The sequence below is a fragment of the Pseudomonas sp. LAIL14HWK12:I1 genome (genome assembly GCF_003202095.1).
Taxonomy (GTDB): Bacteria; Pseudomonadota; Gammaproteobacteria; order Pseudomonadales; family Pseudomonadaceae; genus Aquipseudomonas; species Aquipseudomonas monteilii.
This window is the reverse complement of record NZ_QJKG01000002.1, coordinates 111327-136275: the sequence shown is the minus strand read 5'-3', so window position 1 is coordinate 136275 and position 24949 is coordinate 111327. Positions and strand designations below refer to the sequence as shown.

Below are 24949 nucleotides of genomic sequence, written 5' to 3'. Positions count from 1 at the left end.
TGGCTACCAATCCTGGGCGGTCAGTGGAATGACCGGGGGGGGAAAATCAGAAAAAGAAAAAGGGTAGCCGAGGCTACCCTTTTACTCAATCGCAACAGAAGTTATCAGCCAAAGGCCGATTACTTGCCTTTGCGCATTTGCTGGACGGTACGCAGCTGGGCTGCGGCCTCGGCCAGACGTGCGGCGGCGGCACCGTAGTCGAAGTCCGCGCCTTTCAGATTCAGGGCGTTCTCAGCAGCCTTGAGGGCTTCCTGAGCCTGAGCTTCATCCAGGTCTGCAGCACGTTGCACGGTATCGGCAAGCACCTTGACCATGTTTGGCTGAACCTCGAGGAAGCCACCAGAGATGTAGAACACCTCATGGGCGCCACCCTGCTTGGTCAGCGTGATCGGACCAGGCTTGAGATTGGTGATCAGCGGCGCGTGGCCTGGAGCGATACCAAGATCACCCAGGTTACCGTGCGCAACTACCATCTCGACCAGGCCGGAGAAAATCTCTCCTTCCGCGCTGACGATATCGCAATGGACTGTCATAGCCATCTGCTTGCCTCAACCTGATAGCGCCCCTTGCGGGGCGCAGGAATTACAGTTTCTTGGCTTTCTCGATCGCTTCGTCGATGCTGCCGACCATGTAGAACGCTTGTTCTGGCAGGTGGTCGTAGTCACCTTTGAGGATGCCGCTGAAGCCAGCGATGGTGTCTTTCAGGGAAACGTACTTGCCTGGCGAACCGGTGAAGACTTCGGCCACGAAGAACGGCTGCGACAGGAAGCGCTGGATCTTACGAGCGCGGGCTACCAGTTGCTTGTCGGTCTCGGACAGTTCGTCCATACCCAGGATCGCGATGATGTCTTTCAGCTCTTTGTAGCGCTGCAGAACATACTGAACGCCACGAGCGGTCTCGTAGTGCTCGTTGCCGATCACGTTCGGGTCCAGCTGGCGCGAAGTCGAGTCCAGTGGGTCGACCGCTGGGTAGATACCCAGGGAGGCGATGTCACGGGACAGAACGACGGTGGCGTCCAAGTGGGCGAAGGTGGTCGCTGGCGACGGGTCGGTCAAGTCGTCCGCAGGTACGTATACGGCCTGAACGGAGGTGATCGAACCTTCCTTGGTGGAGGTGATGCGCTCTTGCAGAACGCCCATCTCTTCAGCCAGGGTCGGCTGGTAACCTACTGCCGAAGGCATACGGCCCAGCAGTGCGGATACTTCGGTACCGGCCAGGGTGTAACGATAGATGTTGTCGACGAACAGCAGAACGTCGTTACCTTCGTCACGGAACTTCTCGGCCATGGTCAGGCCAGTCAGCGCTACGCGCAGACGGTTTCCTGGTGGCTCGTTCATCTGACCGTAGACCAGCGCTACCTTGTCGAGAACGTTGGAGTCCTTCATCTCGTGGTAGAAGTCGTTACCCTCACGAGTACGCTCACCCACACCAGCGAACACGGAGTAACCGCTGTGTTCCATGGCGATGTTACGGATCAGTTCCATCATGTTTACGGTCTTGCCAACACCGGCACCACCGAACAGACCAACTTTACCACCCTTGGCGAACGGGCAAACCAGGTCGATAACCTTGATGCCGGTTTCCAGCAGGTCGTTGCCGCCTGCCTGGTCAGCGAACGATGGCGCTGGCTGGTGGATACCGCGACGCTCTTCTTCGCCGATCGGGCCGGCTTCGTCGATCGGGTTGCCCAGTACGTCCATGATACGGCCCAGGGTGGCCTTACCAACAGGAACGGAAATGGCAGCGCCGGAGTCAACGACTTCCAGACCGCGCTTCAGGCCTTCGGTCGAGCCCATCGCAATGGTACGAACCACGCCGTCGCCCAGCTGCTGCTGAACTTCCAGGGTGGTTTCCGCGCCTTGTACTTTCAGCGCGTTGTAAACACTCGGCACGACGTCACGTGGGAATTCCACGTCGATGACGGCGCCGATGATTTGAACGATACGTCCGCTACTCATAGCTGGATCCTCTGAATATGTGAACCGTTAAACCGCGGCAGCGCCGCCGACGATTTCCGAGATCTCCTGGGTGATCGCAGCCTGACGCGCCTTGTTGTAGATCAACTGAAGCTCTTTGATCAAATCACCGGCGTTGTCTGTGGCGTTCTTCATGGCGATCATCCGGGCCGCTTGTTCAGCAGCGTTGTTCTCGACCACCGCCTGGTACACCTGCGACTCCACGTAACGCACCATCAAGCCGTCCAGCAGCTCTTTTGCGTCGGGTTCGTACAGGTAATCCCAGTGATGCTTGAGATCCTGATCCGGGGTTGCCACCAACGGTACCAATTGCTCGACCGTTGGCTTCTGGGTCATGGTGTTGATGAACTTGTTCGAAACCACCGAGAGGCGATCGATACGGCCGTCCAGGTAGGCGTCCAGCATCACTTTGACGGAGCCGATCAGGTCGTTGATCGATGGCTCTTCGCCCAGGTGGCTGATCGCGGCTACGACGTTGCCGCCAAAGATGCGGAAGAAAGTCGCACCCTTGCTGCCGATCACGCACAGGTCGATTTCCACGCCCTGTTCGCGGTTTGCGCTCATGTCCTTGACCAGGGCCTTGAACAGGTTGGTGTTCAAGCCACCGCACAGACCACGGTCACTGCTCACCACGATATAACCGGCGCGCTTTACAGGGCGCTCGATCATGAACGGGTGGCGGTATTCGGGGTTGGCGTTGGCCAGATGACCGATCACCTGGCGGATACGCTCCGCGTAAGGACGGCTAGCAGCCATGCGCATTTGTGCCTTGCGCATTTTGCTGACCGCCACTTTCTCCATGGCGCTGGTAATTTTTTGCGTGCTTTTGATGCTCGCAATCTTACTGCGAATCTCTTTTGCGCCTGCCATGTATCACCTATCAGGTTAGCAAGCGGGGGCCACGGCCCCCGCTGCGGCTTACCAGGTCTGGGTGGCCTTGAACTTCTCGATACCGGCTTTCAGGCCTGCGTCGATTTCGTCGTTGAAGTCACCCTTCACGTTGATCTTCGCCATCAGTTCGGCGTGATCACGGTTGAAGAAGGCGATCAGTGCTTGCTCGAAGCTGCCGATCTTGGAGACTTCTACGTCAGTCAGGAAGCCACGCTCAGCGGCGTACAGCGACAGGGCCATGTCTGCGATGGACATTGGCGCGTACTGCTTCTGCTTCATCAGCTCGGTAACGCGCTGACCATGCTCCAGCTGCTTGCGGGTCGCTTCGTCCAGATCGGACGCGAACTGGGCGAATGCAGCCAGTTCACGGTACTGAGCCAGCGCGGTACGAATACCACCGGACAGCTTCTTGATGATCTTGGTCTGAGCGGCACCACCTACGCGGGATACCGAAACACCGGCGTTCACTGCAGGGCGGATGCCCGAGTTGAACATGGCCGATTCCAGGAAGATCTGACCGTCGGTGATGGAAATCACGTTGGTCGGAACGAACGCGGAAACGTCGCCAGCCTGGGTTTCGATGATCGGCAGGGCGGTCAGGGAACCGGTTTTGCCAGTGACTGCGCCGTTGGTGAACTTCTCGACGTACTCTTCCGAAACGCGCGAAGCACGCTCCAGCAGACGGGAGTGGAGATAGAACACGTCGCCTGGGTACGCTTCACGTCCTGGTGGACGGCGCAGCAGCAGGGAGATCTGACGGTAAGCAACGGCCTGCTTGGACAGGTCATCGTAAACGATCAGGGCGTCTTCACCGCGGTCACGGAAGAACTCGCCCATGGTGCAGCCGGCGTATGGCGCCAGGAACTGCAGTGCGGCGGATTCCGAAGCACTGGCAACGACCACGATGGTGTTGGCCAGGGCGCCGGCTTCTTCCAGCTTGCGAACGATGTTGGCAACGGTGGAACGCTTCTGGCCGACAGCAACATAAACACAGAAAATACCGGAGTCTTTCTGGTTGATGATGGCGTCGATGGCCATGGCGGTCTTGCCGATCTGACGGTCACCGATGATCAGCTCGCGCTGGCCACGGCCGACAGGGATCATGGCGTCGACGGACTTGTAGCCAGTCTGTACAGGCTGGTCTACCGACTTACGCCAGATGACGCCTGGAGCCACTTTCTCGACTGCGTCGGTCTGGGTGTTGCCCAGAGGACCTTTGCCGTCGATCGGGTTGCCCAGTGCGTCAACGACGCGACCCAGCAGTTCCTTACCAACAGGAACTTCCAGGATGCGGCCGGTGCACTTGGCGCTCATGCCTTCGGCGAGGGTGTCGTATGCACCCAGGATCACTGCACCTACGGAGTCTTGCTCCAGGTTCAGGGCCATGCCGAATACGCTGCCAGGGAACTCGATCATTTCGCCGTACATGACGTCGGCCAGACCGTGGATCCGCACGATACCGTCGGATACCGAAACAACGGTACCTTCGTTACGGGCTTGGGAGCTCACATCGAGGTTGTCGATGCGGCCCTTGATGATTTCACTAATTTCGGAAGGATTGAGTTGCTGCATTGCTCTGCTGCCCCTTCAAACTCAAGATTTCAATGCTTCGGCCAGTTTCGCGATTTTGCCGCGAACAGAGCCATCGATTACCAGGTCACCAGCGCGGATGACGACGCCGCCAATCAGGCTGGCATCCTCCGACGCGTGCAGGCGCACTTCCTGGCCTAACCGTGCACTGAGAACCTTGGCGAGTTTGTCTTGCTGTTCTTGGTTCAACGCGAAGGCACTGGTGACTTCCACGTCCACGGATTTCTCTTGCTCGGCCTTGTACAGGTCGAACAGGGCGGCAATCTCCGGCAGAAGCAGGAGACGGTCGTTTTCCGCGGCAACATGAATGAAATTCTGTGCCTGTGCATTGAACTTGTCACCGCACACGTCAATGAACGTGGCGGCCTTTTCTGCGCTCGTCAGTCGCGGGGCCTTGAGCAGGCGCTGCATGGTGTCGTCTTGCGACACCGCAGCAGCCAGGCCGAGCATGGCTGACCAATTGGCCAGTTGCTGATGGGCCTGGGCATGCTCAAAGGCAGCCTTAGCGTAAGGTCGGGCCAACGTGGTCAGTTCTGCCATGATCGCCCTCGCTTAAATTTCAGCGGCCAGTTTGTTAACCAGCTCCGCATGCGCGTTTTGATCGATTGTGGCGCCAAGGATCTTTTCGGCACCGCCAACGGCCAGGGCACCCACTTGGGCACGCAGGGCGTCTTTAGCGCTGTTCAGTTCCTGTTCGATCTCGGCCAGAGCCTGAGCCTTCACACGGTCAGCTTCGACGCGGGCCTGTTCACGGGCTTCCTCGACAAGCTGAGCAGCGCGTTTCTTGCTTTGCTCAATGATTTCGGCTGCCTGTGCTTTAGCTTCACGCAGTTGCTGACCCGCTTTTTCTTGGGCCAGCTCCAGGTCGCGAGCTGCGCGGTTGGCAGCGTCCAAGCCGTCGGCAATCTTCTTTTGGCGCTCTTGCAGAGCAGTGATGACCGGAGGCCATACATACTTCATGCAGAAGAGTACAAAAATCAGAAAAGCAACGGATTGGCCAATCAGGGTTGCATTAATGTTCACGCCAACACCTCGCTCGGTCTTAATTCATACAGCCATCAACTCGTGGTGACGAGTGATTAGCCGGCGATCTGACCAACGAACGGATTCGCGAAGGTGAAGAACAGAGCGATACCAACACCGATCATGGTTACGGCGTCGAGCAGACCGGCAACGATGAACATTTTGACCTGCAGCATCGGAACCATTTCTGGTTGACGAGCAGCGCCTTCCAGGAATTTGCCGCCCAGCAGGCCGAAACCAATGGCGGTACCCAGAGCACCCAGGCCGATCAGCAGAGCAACAGCGATAGCGGTCAGACCAACTACAGTTTCCATCTTTCCTCCCGACTTTTACGTCGTATTGGTTAGGTTTTTAGTTTGAAGCGGTAAAACAAATCGTGAGTACAGCTGCCCTTGCGGACTTTTTAAGCCCTCCCCCCGAACAGGCGAGGAAGGCTATCAGACACGCCAGGCGGTCTTAATGGTTATCTTCGTGCGCCATCGACAGGTAGACGATGGTCAGCATCATGAAGATGAAAGCTTGCAGGGTGATGATCAGGATGTGGAACACAGCCCACGCCCATTGCAGCACCACACCCAGGCCGCTCAGCCACAGCAGGCCGGAGCCGAACATGACTGCGATCAGGATGAACACCAGTTCGCCGGCATACATGTTGCCGAACAGACGCAGTGCCAGCGAGATCGGCTTGGCGATCAGGGTGACGAATTCCAGCAGGAAGTTGACCGGAATCAGCAGGATCTGAACGAAGATGTTCTTGCTGCCGAACGGGTGCAGGGTCAGCTCACCGATGAAGCCGCCCAGGCCCTTGACCTTGATGCTGTAGAAGATGATCAGGGCGAACACACAGAAGGCCATGGCCAGGGTCGCGTTCGGGTCGGTGGTCGACACGGCGCGGAACGGAATGTGCGGGTCACCGGAAATCAGGATGGCCAGCTGAGGAATCCAGTCGACCGGTACCAGGTCGACGGCGTTCATCAGGAATACCCAGACGAAAATGGTCAGCGCCAGCGGAGCGATTACCGGGCTACGGCCGTGGAAGGAGTCCTTCACGCTGCCGTTGACGAAGTCGACCATCACTTCAACGAAGTTCTGCAGACCGCCAGGTTGACCGGAAGTCGCCTTCTTGGCCGCCATGCGGAAGATGAACAGGAAGATCAGACCCAGCGCGACGGACCAACCCAGGGTGTCCAGGTGGAACGCCCAGAAGCCCATTGCCTTGGCTTCTGCAGCCGAATGGGCGAAGCCCCAGCTGCCGTCTGGTAGTTGACCGTAGGTCAGGTTCTGCAAGTGGTGCTGGATATAGCCCGAAGCGGTTTCTGCTGCCATGGTTGCCTCAAACGCCCTAAGGTCTCGAAAGTCTTTTATTCATCAGCAGGGGCGCGAACCAGCTGACCAAAAGGGTCAGCACGAAGACGCCGAATACTGCTAACGGCGCCAATGGCTTCACTCCTGCAAAGGTCAGTGCAAAAAGCACTGCCGTCAAAATCATCTTGCCTGCCTCGCCAGCGTAAAACGACTTGACGATGGCTTGTGCCGCCCGAGCTCCGCTGAAGCGAAAAGCCTTCCAGGCGAAGTACACATTGGGCAGCCAGGCAATCAAACCTCCGCAAAGGCCTGAATATCCACTGACCACCCCTTTCCACTGCCACAACACCAAGGTTGCCAGCAGTAGTACGACGAATTGAGCCAGCAGTACCGGAAAAACCGCCCAGCGATGGAAAGGCAGGCGGTTTGGCGTGCGGATTTCCATCACAACTGCTCCTCGGAAGTCGACCAACAAGTCAGTTATGACTTGGCATAATTTGTGCCGACAAAATGCGCGCAGAGTATAGGGGTGGATTAACCCCTATTCAACTCTTCGGTAGTGATTTCCGACTGCGCGCTACAACAGGAATTGTTTCAGCGGATGTGAGCAAGCACGCCCTGCAACTCGTCAAGGGAGTTGTAACGAATAACCAACTGGCCTTTGCCCTTGTTGCCATGACGGATCTGGACAGCCGAGCCCAGGCGCTCTGCGAGCCGCTGTTCAAGGCGTGCGATATCCGGATCAGGTTTGCTCGGCTCGACCGGATCAGGCTTGTCACTGAGCCACTGACGCACCAGTGCCTCAGTTTGGCGCACGGTGAGGCCACGTGCGACAACATGACGCGCCCCCTCCTCCTGACGGTTTTCTTCCAGACCGAGCAATGCACGGGCGTGGCCCATCTCCAGGTCACCGTGGGCGAGCATGGTCTTGATCGCCTCAGGCAGCGTAATCAGACGCAGCAGGTTGGCCACGGTCACCCGCGACTTGCCTACGGCGTCGGCCACCTGCTGCTGGGTGAGCTCGAATTCCTGCTGCAGGCGCTGCAGGGCCAGGGCCTCTTCCAGCGGGTTGAGGTCTTCGCGCTGGATGTTCTCGATCAGCGCCATGGCAATGGCCGCTTCATCGGCCACTTCCCGGACCATGGCCGGGATCGTGTCCAGGCCGGCCTGCTGCGTGGCGCGCCAGCGGCGCTCACCGGCGATGATCTCGTAGCGGTTGTCGCCAATCGGGCGCACCACGATCGGCTGCATCACGCCATGGTTGCGGATCGAGTGCGCAAGCTCTTCCAGCGTCTCCGGGTCCATGTCCCGGCGCGGCTGGTACTTGCCACGCTGGATCAGCTCGACCGGCAGGTGTTGCAGTTCTTTCTGGTCGATCTTCACAGCCTGCTCTTCGAGCGCGCTGACGGAAGGACCACTGAGCAGTGCATCCAACCCACGTCCGAGACCCCGTTTCTTGACGGCCATACGGATTCCTTAAGTTGTTTGTGCAGTGCGTGATTGACGGCGTTGACGGCGTACCAGTTCCCCGGCCAGGGCCAGATAAGCCAGCGCGCCTCGCGATTGCTTGTCGTAAGCCAGTGCCGGCATGCCGAAGCTCGGGGCCTCGGCCAGGCGAATGTTGCGCGGAATGACCGTGTCGTACAGCTGCGGGCCAAAGTGCTCCTTCAGCTGCGCCGAAACATCGTTGTTCAGGCTCAGGCGCGGATCGTACATGGTCCGCAACAGGCCCTCGATCTTCAGTTCCGGGTTCAACCGGGCAGCGATGCGCTTGATGTTATCCACAAGGTCGCTGAGACCTTCCAGTGCGTAGTACTCGCACTGCATGGGGATGATCACGCCATCGGAAGCGACCAAGGCGTTCAGCGTCAGCATCGACAGCGACGGTGGGCAGTCGATGAGGATGTAGTCGTAGTTCTCGCGGATGGGCGCCAGCGCGTTGCGCAGACGGCTTTCCTTGACCTGCATTTCCAGCAGCACCACCTCGGCGGCGGTCAGGTCGCGGTTGGCCGGCAGCAACTGGAAACCGCCGTGCTCGGAGTAATGCATGGCCTGGGCCAAATCGCATTCTCCGATCAGCAGGTCGTAGACCGAGTGCTCGAGCTCGTGCTTGTCCACACCGCTGCCCATGGTGGCGTTGCCCTGCGGATCGAGGTCGATCAGCAGCACACGACGCTTGGTCGCCGCCAGCGAGGCGGCGAGATTGATACAGGTGGTTGTCTTGCCCACACCACCTTTCTGGTTCGCGATTGCGAATACCTTAGCCATTGTTGCGTGTGTTCCCAGTCATGCCTTGCGGCGCAGTATCAGCAGATGGCGCTGGCCCTGGCAACCCGGAACGGTCAGGGCCTGTTCGCTTTCCACTGTGAAGTCTGCGGGCAATGCTACCAGTTCATCGGCAGGATGCAGCCCCTTCATTGCAAGCCATTGCGTCCCGGTGTCGCCCAGGTGGCGGGTCCAGTTGGTGAAGTTCTCCATGCTGCTGAAGGCACGGGAGATGATGCCGTCGAACGGCTGCGCTGGCTGGAAGGCCTCGACCCGGCTGTGGATAACCGTGAGGTTGTCCAGCTTGAGCTCCATTTTCACCTGGGTCAGGAAGCGGGTCTTCTTGCCATTGGCGTCAAGCACCGTCACGCGCTTGTCCGGATGCAGGATAGCCAAGGGAATACCAGGCATGCCTCCGCCGCTGCCCACATCCAGCCAGTTGACACGCTCGCTGTGGATAAACGGCATGACGCTGAGGCTATCCAGCAGGTGGCGCGACACCATCTCGTCGGGGTCGCGCACGGCGGTTAGGTTGTAGGCTTTGTTCCATTTGATCAACAGGGCCAGGTAGCCGAGCAGCTTTTCGTGATGCTCGGTGCTCAGCTCAACGCGAAGCTGGCGGGCACCTGTGGACAACTCTTCGGCGTGTTGCGGGGTGACCAGGGAACTCAAGCGCTTTGCTCCAATTCGCGGCCAGCGCCGCGTTTTTTCAAGTGAATCAGCAACAGGGAAATCGCCGCCGGGGTCACCCCCGGGATGCGCGAAGCCTGGCCCAACGTTTCCGGACGGGTCTGGCCAAGCTTGCCCTGGATTTCCTTGGAGAGGCCGGAAATGGTCGAGTAGTCGATATCCACAGGCAGGCGGGTATCTTCGCTGGCACGCAGGCGGGCGATTTCGTCTTGCTGGCGATCGATGTAACCGGCGTATTTGGTACGAATCTCGACCTGCTCGGCAACGTGTGGATCGATCGCATCACCGCCGGTCGCCTCGATCAGGCCGGCGTAGTCGATTTCCGGGCGCGCCAGCAGATTGAGCAGGCTGTACTCGTGGCTAAGCGGGGTACCGAACTTATCCACAATGGCTTGGCCTTGCTCGGTGTTCGGGCGCACCCAGGTCGACTTCAGGCGCTGCTCTTCGCGCGCGATACCCTCGCGCTTGGCGCAGAAGGCGGCCCAGCGTTGGTCATCGATCAGGCCCAGTTCGCGGCCTTTCTCGGTCAAACGCAGGTCGGCGTTGTCTTCGCGCAGGATCAGGCGGTACTCGGCACGCGAGGTGAACATGCGGTACGGCTCTTGAGTACCCAGGGTAATCAGGTCGTCGACCAGCACGCCGATGTATGCCTCGTCGCGGCGCGGGCACCAGCTGTCGCGGCCCTGCGCACGCAGCGCGGCGTTGGTACCGGCCAGCAGGCCCTGGGCACCGGCTTCTTCGTAACCGGTGGTGCCGTTGATCTGCCCGGCGAAGAACAGGCCACCGATGACTTTGGTTTCGAGGCTGTACTTGAGGTCGCGCGGGTCGAAGTAGTCGTATTCGATGGCATAGCCCGGGCGCACGATGTGGGCGTTTTCCATGCCACGGATCGAACGCACCAGTTCCAGCTGCACGTCGAACGGCAGCGAAGTGGAAATACCGTTGGGATACAGCTCATGGGTGGTCAGGCCTTCCGGCTCGATGAACACCTGGTGGCTTTCCTTGTCGGCGAAGCGGTGGATCTTGTCTTCGATCGACGGGCAGTAGCGCGGACCGACACCTTCGATCACGCCCGAGTACATCGGCGAACGGTCGAGGTTCGAGGCGATGATCTCGTGGGTGCGCGCATTGGTGTGGGTAATCCAGCAGCTCACCTGACGTGGGTGCATTTCGGCATTGCCCATGAACGACATGACCGGGATCGGCGTATCGCCTGGCTGCTCGGTCATCACCGAGAAGTCCACCGAGCGGCCATCGATGCGTGGTGGCGTACCGGTTTTCAGGCGGCCGACGCGCAGCGGCAGTTCACGCATGCGGTGGGCCAGGGCGATCGAAGGCGGATCACCGGCGCGGCCGCCGGAATGGTTTTGCAAACCAATGTGGATAAGGCCGCCAAGGAAGGTACCTGTGGTCAGTACCACCGATTCGGCGAAGAAACGCAGGCCCATCTGGGTCACCACGCCTTTGACCTGGTCCTGCTCGACGATCAGGTCGTCGCAGGACTGCTGGAATATCCACAGGTTTGGCTGGTTTTCCAGGATTTCACGCACCACTGCCTTGTAGATGGCGCGGTCGGCCTGTGCTCGGGTGGCGCGTACGGCCGGGCCCTTGCGGTTGTTCAGAACGCGGAACTGGATGCCGCTCTTGTCGGTGGCCAGCGCCATGGCGCCACCGAGGGCATCGATCTCTTTGACCAGATGGCTTTTGCCAATACCGCCGATGGCGGGGTTGCAGCTCATGTGACCGAGGGTTTCCACGTTATGGGTCAGCAGCAGGGTTTTCACACCCATGCGTGCAGACGCAAGCGCAGCCTCGGTACCGGCATGGCCGCCGCCGATGACGATCACTTCAAAACGGGAAGGGAAATCCACCACGCACCTCGTGCCTGTTTTTGCGAATAGAGAAGGTAAGCGGACAAGTATAGGGACTTCACCCCCTTTAAAGAAACCGTCTGAGCAAATTTTGACCAGTCTGTGGATGAGTGGCAAACAACAGAAAACAAAGAGGAAAAATTTAAAAAAGCTTTGTTTTTATGTTTATTCTTATGCACAGCCTTGTCTGTGGATAAGGTTCTGTAGCCCTTTGTTCATGCATTGTAGAGAGAAATTAAACCCTGTGGTTAGAGTGCCATGAGGGTTATGGATAACACGGTTTAGCCTGTGGATTAAATGGCTCCTTACCCACAGGCCAGATTATCCTCAGCAAAAAAGCCTGCTTATCAACGGAGCTGAAGGCGAGTTTTCCACAGGGCTCCTGAGCACAGATTGCCTTCTGTGGATGAGTGATGTGTGAATTTCGAGGGCCTCGTCACGGGTAAACCCGCTCCCACAGCGATCTGCTCGAGGCTTGAGATGAGAAATTGCAGGCAAAAAAAAGCCGCTCCCGAAGGAGCGGCTCTTGATCTTGCCTGTTGTGGATTATTTGCCGATGCAGAAGCTGGAGAAAATCCGCCCCAACAAATCATCCGAGCTGAATGCCCCGGTAATTTCGCCCAAGGCATGTTGTGCCTGGCGCAAGTCCTCAGCCAGCAGCTCTCCAGCGCCCGCCAGGGTCAACTGAGCACGGCCGTGCTCAAGGTGTTCGCTGGCTTGGCGCAAGGCATCCAGATGGCGCCTACGGGCACTGAAACCACTCTCTGCAGTCTGTTCGTAACCCATGCAGGCCTTCAGATGGTCGCGCAGCAGTTGCAGCCCTGCATCGTCCCCTTTGGCGCTGAGGGTGATCGTCACATGGCCGTCATCACACTGCTCCAGCGCTACCCGCTCACCACTCAGGTCGGCCTTGTTGCGAATCAGCGTGACCTTGGCCGGGTCTGGCCGCTGGTCGAGAAATTCCGGCCACAAAGCGAACGGGTCGCTGGCCTCGGGCGCGGTGGAGTCGACCACCAGCAACACACGGTCAGCCTCGCCAATGGCCTTCAGGGCGCGTTCCACGCCGATCTTTTCCACATGGTCGTCGGTATCGCGCAAACCGGCCGTATCGACGACGTGCAGTGGCATGCCGTCGATGTGGATATGTTCCCGCAGGATGTCCCGGGTGGTACCGGCAATGTCGGTGACAATGGCCGCTTCCCGGCCAGCAAGCTGGTTCAGCAGGCTCGACTTGCCCGCATTCGGCCGGCCGGCGATGACCACCGTCATGCCGTCACGCAGCAAGGCGCCCTGCCCGGCCTCGCGCTGCACAGTGGATAACTCGCTGCGTACGGCATCGAGCATCGACAGCACGTGGCCATCGGCAAGGAAGTCGATTTCTTCTTCCGGGAAGTCGATAGCCGCCTCGACGTAGATGCGCAGGGCAATCAACGCTTCGGTAAGGCTGTGCACACGTTTCGAGAACTCCCCTTGCAGCGAACGCAGGGCGTTACGCGCCGCCTGGCTGGAACTGGCCTCGATCAGGTCGGCAATGGCTTCGGCCTGGGCGAGGTCAAGTTTGTCATTGAGGAACGCACGCTCGCTGAATTCGCCCGGGCGGGCCAGGCGGCAGCCGACTTGTACACAGCGCTGCAGCAACATGTCCAGGACAACTGGTCCGCCGTGACCCTGCAGTTCGAGCACATCCTCACCTGTGAAGGAATTCGGCCCAGGGAAGAACAGCGCGATCCCCTCATCCAGTACAAGCCCTTCATCGTTGCGGAACGGGCCGTAATGGGCATGCCGAGGGGTGAGTGTACGGCCGGTGATCAACTGGCCGGCCTTGGCAGCCAGAGGCCCGGACAACCTGACAATACCCACCCCCCCGCGGCCTTGGGCGGTAGCGATGGCGGCGATGGTTTCACGCACAGTGTTCATGCTCGAAAGCCTCTACGACAAAAACGACAGATAGCAAAAACGCCCCACTAGGGGGCGTTTTTTATTCACAGGCTAGCGCAGCAGCCTGTCAAGCAGCAGCTTTTTTGCTGGCTGCCTCGATGCTGCGGGTGATGTACCACTGCTGAGTGATCGACAGGCAGTTGTTCACAACCCAGTACAGCACCAGACCAGCCGGGAACCACAGGAAGAAGAAGGTGAAGATGATCGGCATCATTTTCATCACCTTGGCCTGCATCGGATCCGGTGGGGTCGGGTTCAGGCGCTGCTGGATGAACATGGTGGCGCCCATGATGATCGGCAGGATGAAGAACGGATCCTTGATCGACAGGTCGGTAATCCACAGCATCCATGGGGCCTGGCGCATTTCAACGCTTTCCAGCAGTACCCAGTACAGGGCCAGGAATACCGGCATTTGTACCAGGATCGGCAGGCAGCCGCCCAGCGGGTTGATCTTCTCTTTCTTGTACAGCTCCATCATCGCCTGGGACATCTTCTGGCGATCGTCACCGAAGCGTTCCTTCAGCGCGGCGAGCTTCGGCGCCACAGCACGCATACGTGCCATCGAACGGTAGCTTGCAGCCGACAACGGGAAGAACAGGCCTTTGATCAGCATGGTCAGTACGATGATCGACCAGCCCCAGTTACCCAGCAGGCTGTGGATATGTTGCAGCAGCCAGAAGATCGGCTGGGCAATGAACCACAGGAAGCCGTAGTCGACGGTCAGTTCCAGGCCTGGGGACAACTCTTTCAGCTTGGACTGGATTTTCGGACCGGCGTACAGCATGGCGCTGGTTTCGACCTTGCCGCCAGCAGGCACGCTGATGACTGGGCCGGTGTAACCGATGATGTAGTTGCCCTGGCTGTCCTTGCGGGTCTGGACAACGTTGTTGTCCGACTTGGCCGGAATCCAGGCGGTCACGAAGTAGTGCTGCAGCCAGGCAACCCAGCCGCCGGACACATTTTCTTTCAAACTACCTTTGTCGATGTCCTTCATCGAGACCTTTTTGTAAGGCTCGGAAGCTGTCCACAGGGCGGCGCCCAGGTAGGTTGCGGTGCCGGTAGCGGTGCTCGACGACGGATCGGAGCTGGCGTCACGCTTGAGCTGGGCAAACATGTTGCCGCTCCAGGCCTGACCGCTCTGGTTGTCGATCAGGTAGCTGACATTCAGGTCGTACTCACCCCGCTTGAAGCTGAAGCGCTTGATGTAGTTGACGCCGTTGTCGCTGAACTTCAGGTCGACCACCAGTTGATCCTGGCCATCAGCCAGCTGGTAACCCTTCTGGTCGGCTGCGTAAAGCGGGCGACCGGCAGGGCGGGCATCCGGGCCATTGGCACCGGTCAGGCCGCTTTGTGCCAGGTAGACACGCTCACCACCGTTGTCGAACAGCTGGAACGGAATGTCCGGGTGGTCCTGGCGACGTGGGAACTTCGGCAGGTTCAGCTGGACGATGTCACCACCGACCGGATCGATAGCCAGGTCCAGAACATCGGTCTTGACCCGGATCAGGTCCTTGCTGACTGCAGCGGGTGCCAGTTCGGCTGTGCTGGTTTCGGCGTTGGCGCTCGGTACATCGGCGCTGGCACCGGCATTACCGGCCGGTACGCCATCCGGCAAGCCCGGGGCAACAGTGCTGGCAGCAGTATTCTGAGTCGGCAGGGCAGCCTGGCCGTAGTCCTGGTTCCACTTGAGGACCATGACGTAGGACACGATTGCCAGGGCGACGATCAGGATCGTGCGTTTAATATCCATGATTACTCGGCTATCGAAGAAGTTCGGGAGGAAGGAGCAGGTGGAACGGGATCGAAACCGCCGTCGTTCCACGGATGACAACGCCCCAGGCGACGAACGGCTAGCCACCCACCACGCCAGAGGCCGTGGTTTTCGATGGCTTCATAAGCGTAACAGGAGCAGCTGGGGAAGAAACGACAGTGGTTGGCCATCAGGGGGCTGATGGCATAACGGTAAAACTGGATCGGAACGAGCGCCAGTTTACGCATCTTGGCTGTCTACCCCTGCGGAATTGGCGGTGACTGCTGGTGTTGGCCGGCTGCGCGCCAGGCGTTTCCAGAGTTTGCCAAAGTGTTGGTGCAATTCCGGGTTTTCTACTTCACCCAATCCCTTGCGCGCGACGATCACGATGTCCAACCCGGCGAGCATTTGCTGGTTCAGACGAAAGGAATCGCGCATCAAGCGCTTGAGGCGGTTGCGTTGAACGGCGAGCTTGACGCTCTTCTTGCCAATCACCAGGCCGAGCCTTGGGTGATCAAGGCCGTTCTCGCGTGCAAGGATCAGCAGGTTTTTCCCTGGAACCTTGCCGGTTGGGGAGTCGAAGACCGCTTTGAAGTGTCGGGGTGTAAGCAGTCGCTTTTCCCGACTGAAGTCCTGACTCACCACCTGTGCCGAAAAATCAAATGGCCAGACGCTTACGGCCTTTGGCACGACGACGCGACAGAACAGCGCGGCCGTTCTTGGTAGCCATACGGGCACGGAAACCGTGGGTGCGGGCGCGCTTGATGGTGCTTGGTTGGAAAGTACGTTTCATGGCGTGTTACCTGGTTTGTCGACGACGGGCCGGGATGGCCCCCTTTTTAAGAGACCGGCGATTCTAGAGAAAGCAAGCCCATAGGTCAATTTCCAACCAGTCTTTCCATCTAGAGCACAGGATGGACGGTGCCTTCCGGTTCATCCCCAAGGGGTGCTTGATCGGACACACGAATCGGGGACAACATGAAAAAAAAGAAGAGACATATAAAAAGCTTTTCTGAAGAACTTATAAATCTTATGTGGGTAACCTTCTGTGGATAACCTGCTGTAACCCACAAATAGCGCCATGTACAGCGTTTTACAACCGTGTTCTCAACCGGTGCTGCGCCTGTTTTCTTCGTGCGGGCAAGCTGTGGATTAAAATGCCACTTACCCACAGGTGAGTTATCAACAGGCCTGACCTCAGGGTTGTGCATAGCCCTCATGGTCGGTTATCCACAGACCTTATTCACAACGCGACAAAGCCGTTTTGGTCGATAAATGGCTGTTTTGTCATGGCTCCTAACGTGTCCACATGTGGATAACTGGGCGCCCGACCGGTACAATGGCGGTTTGTTTTTGCCTCATCCGGCTTTCAAACTCAGGGGATATCCGTGTCAGTGGAACTTTGGCAGCAGTGCGTGGAGCTTCTGCGCGATGAACTGCCTGCCCAGCAATTCAACACCTGGATCCGTCCGCTACAGGTCGAAGCCGAAGGCGACGAGTTGCGCGTCTATGCGCCCAACCGTTTCGTTCTCGATTGGGTCAATGAAAAGTACCTGGGTCGCTTGCTTGAGCTGCTAGGTGAAAACGGCAGCGGTATTGCGCCTGCCCTTTCCTTGTTAATAGGTAGCCGTCGCAGCTCGGCTCCGCGTGCCGCGCCCAACGCACCGGTCAGTGCGGCCGTGGCGGCCTCGCTCGCTCAAGGCCAGCACAAGCCTGCTCCGGTGGCAGCGGTCGAACCTGTTGCAGTGCCATTGACCGAGCCGGTATTGGTGGAGGATCTTGCCGAACCGTCCGTACGCGACAGCTTCGATGCCATGGCCGAAACGGCTCCGGCACCCGCCGTTGGTGGTCGGGCCGAGCAGCGCACCGTGCAGGTTGAAGGTGCGCTCAAGCACACCAGTTACCTGAACCGTACCTTCACCTTCGAAACCTTCGTCGAAGGTAAGTCGAACCAGTTGGCACGTGCGGCTGCCTGGCAGGTCGCGGACAACCCCAAGCATGGCTACAACCCGCTTTTCCTCTATGGCGGTGTGGGCCTGGGTAAAACCCACCTTATGCATGCTGTGGGTAACCACCTGCTGAAGAAGAACCCGAACGCCAAGGTCGTGTACCTGCATTCGGAGCGCTTCGTCGCGGACATGGTCAAGGCTCTGCAATTGAACGCTATCAACGAATTCAAACGCTTCTACCGCTCGGTCGATGCGTTGCTGATCGACGATATCCAGTTCTTTGCACGTAAAGAGCGTTCGCAGGAAGAGTTTTTCCACACCTTCAACGCCCTGCTTGAGGGCGGCCAGCAGGTAATCCTGACCTCTGACCGTTACCCCAAGGAGATCGAAGGCCTGGAAGAGCGCTTGAAGTCGCGCTTTGGCTGGGGCCTGACGGTGGCCGTCGAGCCACCCGAGCTGGAAACCCGCGTGGCCATCCTGATGAAGAAGGCCGACCAGGCCAAGGTCGAGCTGCCGCATGATGCGGCCTTCTTCATTGCCCAGCGTATCCGCTCCAACGTGCGTGAGCTGGAAGGTGCCTTGAAGCGGGTGATCGCCCACTCGCACTTCATGGGTCGCGATATCACCATCGAACTGATCCGCGAGTCGCTGAAAGACCTGCTGGCGCTGCAGGACAAACTGGTCAGTGTGGATAACATTCAGCGAACCGTCGCCGAGTACTACAAGATCAAGATCTCTGATCTGTTGTCCAAGCGGCGTTCCCGTTCTGTCGCACGTCCACGCCAGGTGGCCATGGCCCTGTCGAAGGAGCTGACCAACCACAGTCTGCCGGAAATCGGCGACATGTTTGGTGGCCGCGACCACACGACGGTGCTGCACGCCTGCCGCAAGATCAACGAACTGAAGGAATCCGACGCGGATATCCGCGAGGACTACAAGAACCTGCTGCGGACGCTGACGACCTGATGGCCGTCTGCGCAGCTAATTGAAGGCAAGGGACTAGACCATGCATTTCACCATTCAACGCGAAGCCCTGTTGAAACCCCTGCAACTGGTCGCCGGTGTCGTCGAGCGCCGTCAGACCTTGCCGGTCCTGTCCAACGTATTGCTGGTTGTGCAAGGCCAGCAACTGTCGTTGACCGGTACCGACCTGGAAGTCGAACTGGTAGGCCGCGTGCAACTGGAAGAGCCGGCTGAGCCCGGCGAAATCACTGTCCCGGCACGCAAGCTGATGGACATCTGCAAAAGCCTGCCGAACGACGTCCTGATCGATATCAAGGTCGACGAGCAGAAACTGTTGGTCAAGGCCGGCCGTAGCCGCTTCACCCTGTCTACCCTGCCAGCCAATGACTTCCCGACGGTGGAAGAAGGCCCGGGCTCGCTGACCTGCAACCTGGAACAGAGCAAGCTGCGCCGGCTGATCGAGCGCACCAGCTTCGCCATGGCCCAGCAGGATGTGCGCTACTACCTGAACGGCATGCTGCTGGAGGTGTCCCGCAACACCCTGCGCGCAGTGTCCACCGATGGTCACCGCCTGGCGTTGTGCTCCATGACCGCGCCGATTGAGCAAGATGATCGCCATCAGGTCATCGTGCCACGTAAAGGTATCCTGGAGCTCGCGCGTTTGCTCACGGACCCGGAAGGCATGGTCAGCATCGTGCTTGGCCAGCATCACATCCGTGCCACCACCGGTGAATTCACGTTCACCTCCAAGCTGGTGGACGGCAAGTTCCCGGACTACGAGCGCGTACTGCCCAAGGGCGGTGACAAGCTGGTGGTCGGTGACCGCCAGGCCTTGCGTGAAGCCTTCAGCCGTACTGCGATTCTTTCCAACGAAAAGTACCGCGGCATTCGTCTGCAACTGGCTGCTGGCCAACTGAAAATCCAGGCCAACAACCCCGAGCAGGAAGAAGCAGAGGAAGAAATCAGCGTGGACTACGAAGGTAGCTCGCTGGAAATCGGCTTCAACGTCAGCTACCTGCTCGACGTGCTGGGCGTAATGACTACTGAGCAAGTTCGTCTGATCCTCTCGGATTCCAACAGCAGTGCCCTGCTGCAGGAAGCGGGCAATGACGATTCTTCCTATGTTGTCATGCCGATGCGTCTGTAACCCATAGCAGGCGACATGTCCCTTCGACGTATCATGGTCACCGCGGTGCGCAATTTGCACCCGGTGACTCTCTTACCCTCCCCCCGTATCAACATACTTTATGGCGCCAACGGCAGCGGCAAGACCAGCGTGCTTGAGGCCGTGCATTTGCTGGGGCTGGCGCGCTCTTTCCGCAGCACACGCCTGAACCCGGTGATCCAGTACGAACAGGCTGCCTGTACCGTGTTTGGTGAAGTGCAGTTGACCGAGGGGGGCACCAGCAACCTGGGCGTCTCCCGGGAGCGCCAGGGGGAGTTCACTATTCGCATCGATGGGCAGAATGCGCGCAGCGCGGCGCAACTGGCGGAGTTGTTACCGCTTCAGCTCATCAACCCAGACAGTTTCCGCCTGTTGGAAGGTGCCCCGAAAATTCGTCGCCAGTTTCTGGATTGGGGGGTGTTCCACGTGGAACCTCGCTTCTTGCCAGCCTGGCAGCGGCTGCAGAAGGCGCTGCGGCAGCGGAACTCATGGTTGCGTCATGGTACACTTGATCCAGCTTCGCAAGCCGCCTGGGACCGGGAACTGTGCCTGGCCAGCGCGGAAATAGATGAATACCGTCGCAACTACATCAAGGCCTTGAAGCCCGTCTTCGAGCGAACCCTGAGCGAACTGGTCGAGCTGGACGGGTTGACCCTGAGCTACTACCGAGGCTGGGACAAGGACCGGGAACTGCAAGAAGTACTCGCCTCCTCTCTCCTTCGCGATCAGCAGATGGGCCATACCCAAGCCGGTCCGCAGCGTGCTGATTTGCGTCTTCGTCTGGCTGCCAACAATGCAGCCGACATCCTGTCGCGTGGTCAGCAAAAGCTGGTGGTGTGTGCATTGCGCATTGCCCAGGGCCACCTCGTTAGTCAGGCTCGCCGCGGTCATTGTATTTATCTCGTGGATGACTTGCCGTCCGAACTGGACGACCAGCATCGCCGCGCGCTGTGCCGCTTGCTTGAAGAATTACGCTGCCAGGTGTTCATCACCTGTGTAGATCACGAATTACTGAGGGAAGGCTGGCAGACGGAAACGCCAGTTGCTTTGTTCCACGTGGAACAAGGCCGTATCACCCAGACCCACGACCATCGGGAGTGAAGGCATGAGCGAAAATCAAACGTACGACTCCTCCAGCATCAAGGTGCTGAAAGGTTTGGATGCCGTACGCAAGCGTCCCGGCATGTACATTGGCGACACCGATGATGGTAGCGGCCTGCACCACATGGTCTTCGAGGTGGTCGACAACTCCATCGACGAAGCCCTCGCCGGCCACTGCGATGACATCACTGTCATTATCCATCCGGACGAATCCATCAGTGTGCGCGACAACGGTCGCGGCATTCCGGTCGACGTGCATAAAGAAGAAGGCGTTTCCGCAGCCGAGGTCATCATGACCGTGCTGCACGCCGGCGGTAAGTTCGACGACAACTCCTACAAGGTGTCCGGCGGCCTGCACGGCGTAGGTGTTTCGGTCGTGAACGCCCTGTCCGAGAAGCTGGTGCTGACCGTTCGCCGTAGCGGAAAAATCTGGGAACAGACTTACGTTCACGGTGTTCCTCAAGCGCCTATGGCGGTTGTCGGTGACAGTGAAACCACCGGTACCCACATTCACTTCAAGCCTTCGGCTGAAACCTTCAAGAACATTCACTTCAGCTGGGACATCCTGGCCAAGCGTATTCGCGAGTTGTCGTTCCTCAACTCGGGCGTGGGCATTCTGCTGAAGGATGAGCGCAGCGGTAAGGAAGAGTTCTTCAAGTACGAAGGCGGCCTGCGCGCATTCGTCGAGTACCTGAACACCAACAAGACACCGGTCAACTCCCAGGTGTTCCACTTCAACGTCCAGCGTGACGATGGGGTGGGTGTTGAAGTTGCTCTGCAATGGAACGACAGCTTCAACGAAAACCTGTTGTGCTTCACCAACAACATTCCGCAGCGTGACGGCGGTACTCACCTGGTCGGCTTCCGTTCCTCGCTGACCCGTAGCCTGAACAGCTACATCGAGCAGGAAGGCCTGGCCAAGAAGAACAAGGTGGCAACCACTGGCGATGATGCCCGTGAAGGCCTGACCGCGATCATCTCGGTGAAGGTGCCGGACCCCAAGTTCAGCTCGCAGACCAAAGACAAACTGGTCTCCTCGGAGGTGAAAACCGCCGTGGAACAAGAGATGAACAAGTACTTCGCCGACTTCCTGCTGGAGAATCCGAACGAGGCCAAGGCTGTCGTTGGCAAGATGATCGACGCTGCCCGTGCCCGTGAAGCCGCACGTAAAGCCCGTGAGATGACTCGCCGCAAAGGTGCGCTGGATATCGCCGGCCTGCCAGGCAAACTGGCGGACTGCCAGGAGAAGGACCCTGCCCTTTCCGAACTGTACCTGGTGGAGGGTGACTCCGCCGGTGGTTCGGCCAAGCAAGGCCGTAACCGTCGTACCCAGGCAATCTTGCCGCTGAAGGGTAAGATCCTCAACGTTGAGAAAGCACGTTTCGACAAGATGATCTCGTCCCAGGAAGTGGGCACGCTGATCACCGCGCTGGGCTGTGGTATCGGCCGCGAAGAGTACAACATCGACAAGCTGCGTTATCACAACATCATCATCATGACCGATGCTGACGTTGACGGTTCGCACATCCGCACCCTGCTGCTGACCTTCTTCTTCCGTCAGCTGCCGGAGCTGGTCGAGCGCGGCTACATCTATATTGCTCAGCCACCGCTGTACAAGGTGAAGAAAGGCAAGCAGGAGCAGTACATCAAGGACGACGAGGCCATGGAAGAGTACATGACCCAGTCGGCCCTGGAAGATGCCAGCCTGCACTTGGACGAGTCGGCGCCGGCGGTTTCCGGTGTGCAGCTGGAAAGCCTGGTGAATGAGTTCCGCAGCGTGATGAAAACCCTCAAGCGCCTGTCGCGCTTGTATCCGGAAGACATCACCGAGCACTTCATCTACCTGCCGGAAGTGACTGTGGAGCAGTTGGGTGACCACGCTGTGATGCAAGCCTGGCTGGTCAAGTTCCAAGAGCGCCTGAGCAACAGCCAGAAGTCCGGCCTGGTTTACAAAGCCAGCCTGCGCGAAGACAAAGAGCGCAACGTATGGTTGCCAGAAGTGGAAGTCACCTCCCACGGCCTGGCTAGCTATGTCACCTTCAACCGGGACTTCTTCGGCAGCAATGACTACCGTACCGTAGTCAACGTTGGTGCCAAGCTATCCAGCTTGTTGGGCGAAGGTGCTTACGTTCAGCGCGGTGAGCGCCGTAAGGCAATCGTCGAGTTCAAGGAAGGCCTGGACTGGCTAATGAACGAAACCACCAAGCGCCACACCATCCAGCGCTATAAAGGGCTGGGTGAGATGAACCCTGAGCAGCTGTGGGAAACCACCATGGACCCGACCGTGCGCCGCATGCTCAAGGTCACCATCGAGGATGCGATCGCAGCCGACCAGATCTTCAACACCCTGATGGGTGATGCTGTCGAGCCGCGCCGAGACTTCATCGAAAGCAACGCGCTGTCGGTATCGAACCTGGACTTCTGATCAGGTGTGATCCGCACGCACTAAAAAGCCCGCTGATGCGGGCTTTTTAGTGTCTGAAAATCAGTAACCGCTGAGAATGTTAACGATCACACCACTGGCAATAGCCACCAGCACGTAGTCGCCATTCACATACAACCAGCGATGGTCACGTGGTGGCGCATACAAGTGGCGTGCTTTCCAGTCAGTCACCCAGTAGCGGTCGCCACGGTAGTGTGGGTCAACCACATGCCCTCGTTGCCACTGCTGGTGAGGCACAGGCATGCCCTGCTGCGGGCGGAAGTTCGGGTTGCGGTACTCGGGTGCACGGCCGTTGTCATGGCGGCCTTGCTGCTTTGGCTGGCCATGCGGCGGGTTGCCTTGGTGCGATGGGCCATCATCATGCCGGTCGGGTGGGCCCGGTTGTGCGAAGCTGGCCAACGGTGCGCTGAGCATGAGCGCGGCGCAGATCACGGTTAGGGTTTTCTTCATTTGAGAGGGGCCTCTGCCTGTTAACGCCTGGCGTTCACTGACTGCCAGATTCGGATAACTGATCAGACCACGATTTTTGCCCTTTTATGTCAGGGCGCAGGTAAAGGTCCGGTAAAGTCTGGGCACGCTTAGTTCAGCCCGAGCGACTTCAAGCGGCGATACAGCGTGCGCTCACTCATGCCAAGCTGACTGGCCAGCTCACTGCGTGAGCCCTTGAACTGCTCCAGCGCCTGCGCCAGTTCACCCAGGTCATTGCGACGGCCGCGTCCCTTGACCACCTCGGTAGGCCCGATATCTTCCGGCAAATGCTCTGGCCGAATCAGCCCGTCATCGGCAAACAAACGGGCGCGCTCCAGAATGTTACGCAACTCGCGGATGTTGCCCGGAAATGGATGTAACCCAAGCTGCTGCAAGGCATCCTCACTCAGGCTGGGCGTAGGCTTGCCAGCCATTCGCTGTAACAGGCTTTGCGCGAGCAGCGGCAGATCTTCTACACGCTCGCGCAGCGCTGGCAGGCGAATGGGGAAACCACTGATGCGGTAATACAGGTCTTCACGGAAGGTGCCCTGCGCAACCATTTGCTTGAGCGGTTTGTGTGTGGCCGAAACCAGGCGGAAGTCCGAGTGCACCGTGCGCAGGCTGCCCACCGGGCGGAAGCTGCCGGACTCGATAAGGCGTAACAGTTTCACCTGCATCGCTAACGGTACTTCGCCAATTTCATCGAGGAACAGGGTACCGCCATGCGCGGCCTCAGCCAGGCCAATCTTGCGCTGATTGGCGCCGGTGAATGCGCCCTTCTCATAGCCGAACAACTCACTCTCGAACAACGACTCGGTCAACCCGGTGCAATCGACCACTACCAATGGGCCGTTGGCCCTGGGGCTGCCCATGTGCAGCGCGCGCGCGAACAGCTCTTTACCGGTACCTGACTCACCCTGCAATAAAACCGGGATCTGCGCCGGCGCTGCGCGCTGCAGGCTGGACAAGGCAACCTTGAATGCTGGGGCCCGGCCGACCAGGCCTTGTTCCTGGGGCTGAGCCGATGCGAGGGCGATGGTAGTCAGGCGCTCGACAAAGGCCACCACCCTACTCTGCTCATCCAGGATGGGGCGCAGTTCGACATCGACATGCTCGGGGCCACGTGGCGTGTGATGAATGTGCAATACCCGCTCCGGCACCTTGCTGTCCCAGGCTTTGCGCATCGGGCAATGCTCGCCGGCCTGGTCGCAGGGGACGGCGTAGTGATGCGAGACCTTGTGGCATTTTTCGCCCAACGGGGCTTGCTCGTGGTGGCCGAACTGGCGGCGATAGGCGGCGTTGGCGGCCAGGATGTTGTAATCGGTGTCCAGCACAATGGTCGGCAGGGCATCGTGCTCAAGGTAGGAAACCAGCGCTAGGATGAGGGGATGGGTTTGAGGCATGACGGCACCGTATGGAGTACCGGCGCAGGGTAACAAGGACTGCCAAACACTGCCATTGGCTGTCAGTCGACTGCCATTTGGGGTGTCAGTATTGCTGTCAGTTATTGGCACCTGGCCGATTTCATTGGCCCATACGCAGTAAAAAGCCTGGCATGCA

The 24949-nt window shown here is 58.8% G+C and carries 24 protein-coding genes; 4 read left to right on the top strand and 20 right to left on the bottom strand.

The window, feature by feature from the left end:
• Positions 1–119: 119 nt before the first annotated feature.
• From D906_RS05550 to rpmH, 18 genes are all read right to left on the bottom strand, one after another.
• Entirely contained in the window at positions 120–539 is a 420-nt protein-coding gene (locus tag D906_RS05550) for a F0F1 ATP synthase subunit epsilon (protein ID WP_010955886.1), read from the bottom strand.
• Positions 540–582: 43 nt separating this feature from the next.
• Positions 583–1959, bottom strand: coding sequence for a F0F1 ATP synthase subunit beta (gene atpD, locus D906_RS05545; RefSeq protein WP_027614801.1), 1377 nt, complete (start codon positions 1957–1959; stop codon positions 583–585).
• A gap of 27 nt (positions 1960–1986) precedes the next feature.
• Positions 1987–2847, bottom strand: coding sequence for a F0F1 ATP synthase subunit gamma (gene atpG, locus D906_RS05540; protein ID WP_003253195.1), 861 nt, complete (start codon positions 2845–2847; stop codon positions 1987–1989).
• Positions 2848–2895: 48 nt separating this feature from the next.
• Positions 2896–4440, bottom strand: a complete 1545-nt coding sequence (gene atpA / locus D906_RS05535; protein WP_016712768.1) for a F0F1 ATP synthase subunit alpha — start codon at positions 4438–4440, stop codon at positions 2896–2898.
• Positions 4441–4461: 21 nt separating this feature from the next.
• Positions 4462–4998, bottom strand: a complete 537-nt coding sequence (locus D906_RS05530; protein ID WP_003253191.1) for a F0F1 ATP synthase subunit delta — start codon at positions 4996–4998, stop codon at positions 4462–4464.
• A gap of 12 nt (positions 4999–5010) precedes the next feature.
• On the bottom strand, positions 5011–5481 hold the full coding sequence (locus D906_RS05525; RefSeq protein ID WP_003253189.1) for a F0F1 ATP synthase subunit B: 471 nt from the start codon (positions 5479–5481) through the stop codon (positions 5011–5013).
• Positions 5482–5537: 56 nt separating this feature from the next.
• Complete coding sequence (gene atpE, locus D906_RS05520; RefSeq protein WP_003097235.1) at positions 5538–5795, bottom strand: F0F1 ATP synthase subunit C; 258 nt, start codon at positions 5793–5795, stop codon at positions 5538–5540.
• 142 nt (positions 5796–5937) lie between these two features.
• Positions 5938–6807 carry a F0F1 ATP synthase subunit A gene (gene atpB, locus D906_RS05515; RefSeq protein ID WP_003260030.1) on the bottom strand — a complete coding sequence of 290 codons (870 nt, stop codon included), beginning with the start codon at positions 6805–6807 and terminating at the stop codon, positions 5938–5940.
• 16 nt (positions 6808–6823) lie between these two features.
• Positions 6824–7231: a F0F1 ATP synthase subunit I gene (locus D906_RS05510; protein WP_011536507.1), complete on the bottom strand. Its 408-nt coding sequence runs from the start codon at positions 7229–7231 to the stop codon at positions 6824–6826.
• A 149-nt stretch (positions 7232–7380) separates the two neighbouring features.
• Positions 7381–8253 (bottom strand): ParB/RepB/Spo0J family partition protein, encoded by an 873-nt coding sequence (locus D906_RS05505; RefSeq protein WP_016712770.1) that lies wholly within the window; start codon positions 8251–8253, stop codon positions 7381–7383.
• Positions 8254–8262: 9 nt separating this feature from the next.
• The gene (locus D906_RS05500; protein WP_012274913.1) at positions 8263–9054 is read right to left on the bottom strand and encodes a ParA family protein; all 792 of its coding nucleotides are present in this window, start codon (positions 9052–9054) and stop codon (positions 8263–8265) included.
• An 18-nt stretch (positions 9055–9072) separates the two neighbouring features.
• A complete protein-coding gene (gene rsmG / locus D906_RS05495; protein ID WP_027614800.1) occupies positions 9073–9723 on the bottom strand; it encodes a 16S rRNA (guanine(527)-N(7))-methyltransferase RsmG in 651 nt (216 codons plus the stop codon).
• Entirely contained in the window at positions 9720–11612 is a 1893-nt protein-coding gene (mnmG, locus tag D906_RS05490; RefSeq protein WP_027614799.1) for a tRNA uridine-5-carboxymethylaminomethyl(34) synthesis enzyme MnmG, read from the bottom strand. Before mnmG ends, rsmG begins: the two co-directional genes overlap by 4 nt.
• 546 nt (positions 11613–12158) lie before the next feature.
• Positions 12159–13529 (bottom strand): tRNA uridine-5-carboxymethylaminomethyl(34) synthesis GTPase MnmE, encoded by a 1371-nt coding sequence (gene mnmE, locus D906_RS05485; protein ID WP_027614798.1) that lies wholly within the window; start codon positions 13527–13529, stop codon positions 12159–12161.
• Positions 13530–13617: 88 nt separating this feature from the next.
• Positions 13618–15300: a membrane protein insertase YidC gene (yidC, locus tag D906_RS05480; protein WP_019099414.1), complete on the bottom strand. Its 1683-nt coding sequence runs from the start codon at positions 15298–15300 to the stop codon at positions 13618–13620.
• Positions 15301–15302: 2 nt separating this feature from the next.
• Positions 15303–15548 (bottom strand): membrane protein insertion efficiency factor YidD, encoded by a 246-nt coding sequence (yidD, locus tag D906_RS05475; protein WP_015268406.1) that lies wholly within the window; start codon positions 15546–15548, stop codon positions 15303–15305.
• The gene (gene rnpA / locus D906_RS05470; protein ID WP_016712775.1) at positions 15541–15945 is read right to left on the bottom strand and encodes a ribonuclease P protein component; all 405 of its coding nucleotides are present in this window, start codon (positions 15943–15945) and stop codon (positions 15541–15543) included. Before rnpA ends, yidD begins: the two co-directional genes overlap by 8 nt.
• A 13-nt stretch (positions 15946–15958) precedes the next feature.
• Complete coding sequence (rpmH, locus tag D906_RS05465) at positions 15959–16093, bottom strand: 50S ribosomal protein L34 (protein ID WP_003253163.1); 135 nt, start codon at positions 16091–16093, stop codon at positions 15959–15961.
• A gap of 595 nt (positions 16094–16688) precedes the next feature.
• Between rpmH and dnaA the strand changes: the two genes are divergently transcribed.
• The 4 genes from dnaA to gyrB are packed head-to-tail and all read left to right on the top strand — an operon-like array spanning position 16689 to position 22903.
• On the top strand, positions 16689–18215 hold the full coding sequence (dnaA, locus tag D906_RS05460; RefSeq protein WP_019099413.1) for a chromosomal replication initiator protein DnaA: 1527 nt from the start codon (positions 16689–16691) through the stop codon (positions 18213–18215).
• A 40-nt stretch (positions 18216–18255) separates the two neighbouring features.
• Complete coding sequence (dnaN, locus tag D906_RS05455; protein WP_019099412.1) at positions 18256–19359, top strand: DNA polymerase III subunit beta; 1104 nt, start codon at positions 18256–18258, stop codon at positions 19357–19359.
• 15 nt (positions 19360–19374) lie between these two features.
• Positions 19375–20478 carry a DNA replication/repair protein RecF gene (recF, locus tag D906_RS05450; RefSeq protein WP_016712778.1) on the top strand — a complete coding sequence of 368 codons (1104 nt, stop codon included), beginning with the start codon at positions 19375–19377 and terminating at the stop codon, positions 20476–20478.
• A 4-nt stretch (positions 20479–20482) separates the two neighbouring features.
• Complete coding sequence (gene gyrB / locus D906_RS05445; RefSeq protein ID WP_016712779.1) at positions 20483–22903, top strand: DNA topoisomerase (ATP-hydrolyzing) subunit B; 2421 nt, start codon at positions 20483–20485, stop codon at positions 22901–22903.
• 60 nt (positions 22904–22963) lie between these two features.
• Here gyrB and D906_RS05440 read toward each other — a convergent pair whose 3' ends face one another.
• Both D906_RS05440 and D906_RS05435 read right to left on the bottom strand, forming a co-directional pair.
• Positions 22964–23371, bottom strand: coding sequence for an RcnB family protein (locus D906_RS05440; RefSeq protein ID WP_016712780.1), 408 nt, complete (start codon positions 23369–23371; stop codon positions 22964–22966).
• Positions 23372–23499: 128 nt separating this feature from the next.
• Positions 23500–24792 carry a sigma-54-dependent Fis family transcriptional regulator gene (locus tag D906_RS05435; RefSeq protein WP_019099411.1) on the bottom strand — a complete coding sequence of 431 codons (1293 nt, stop codon included), beginning with the start codon at positions 24790–24792 and terminating at the stop codon, positions 23500–23502.
• Positions 24793–24949 lie beyond the last annotated feature (157 nt).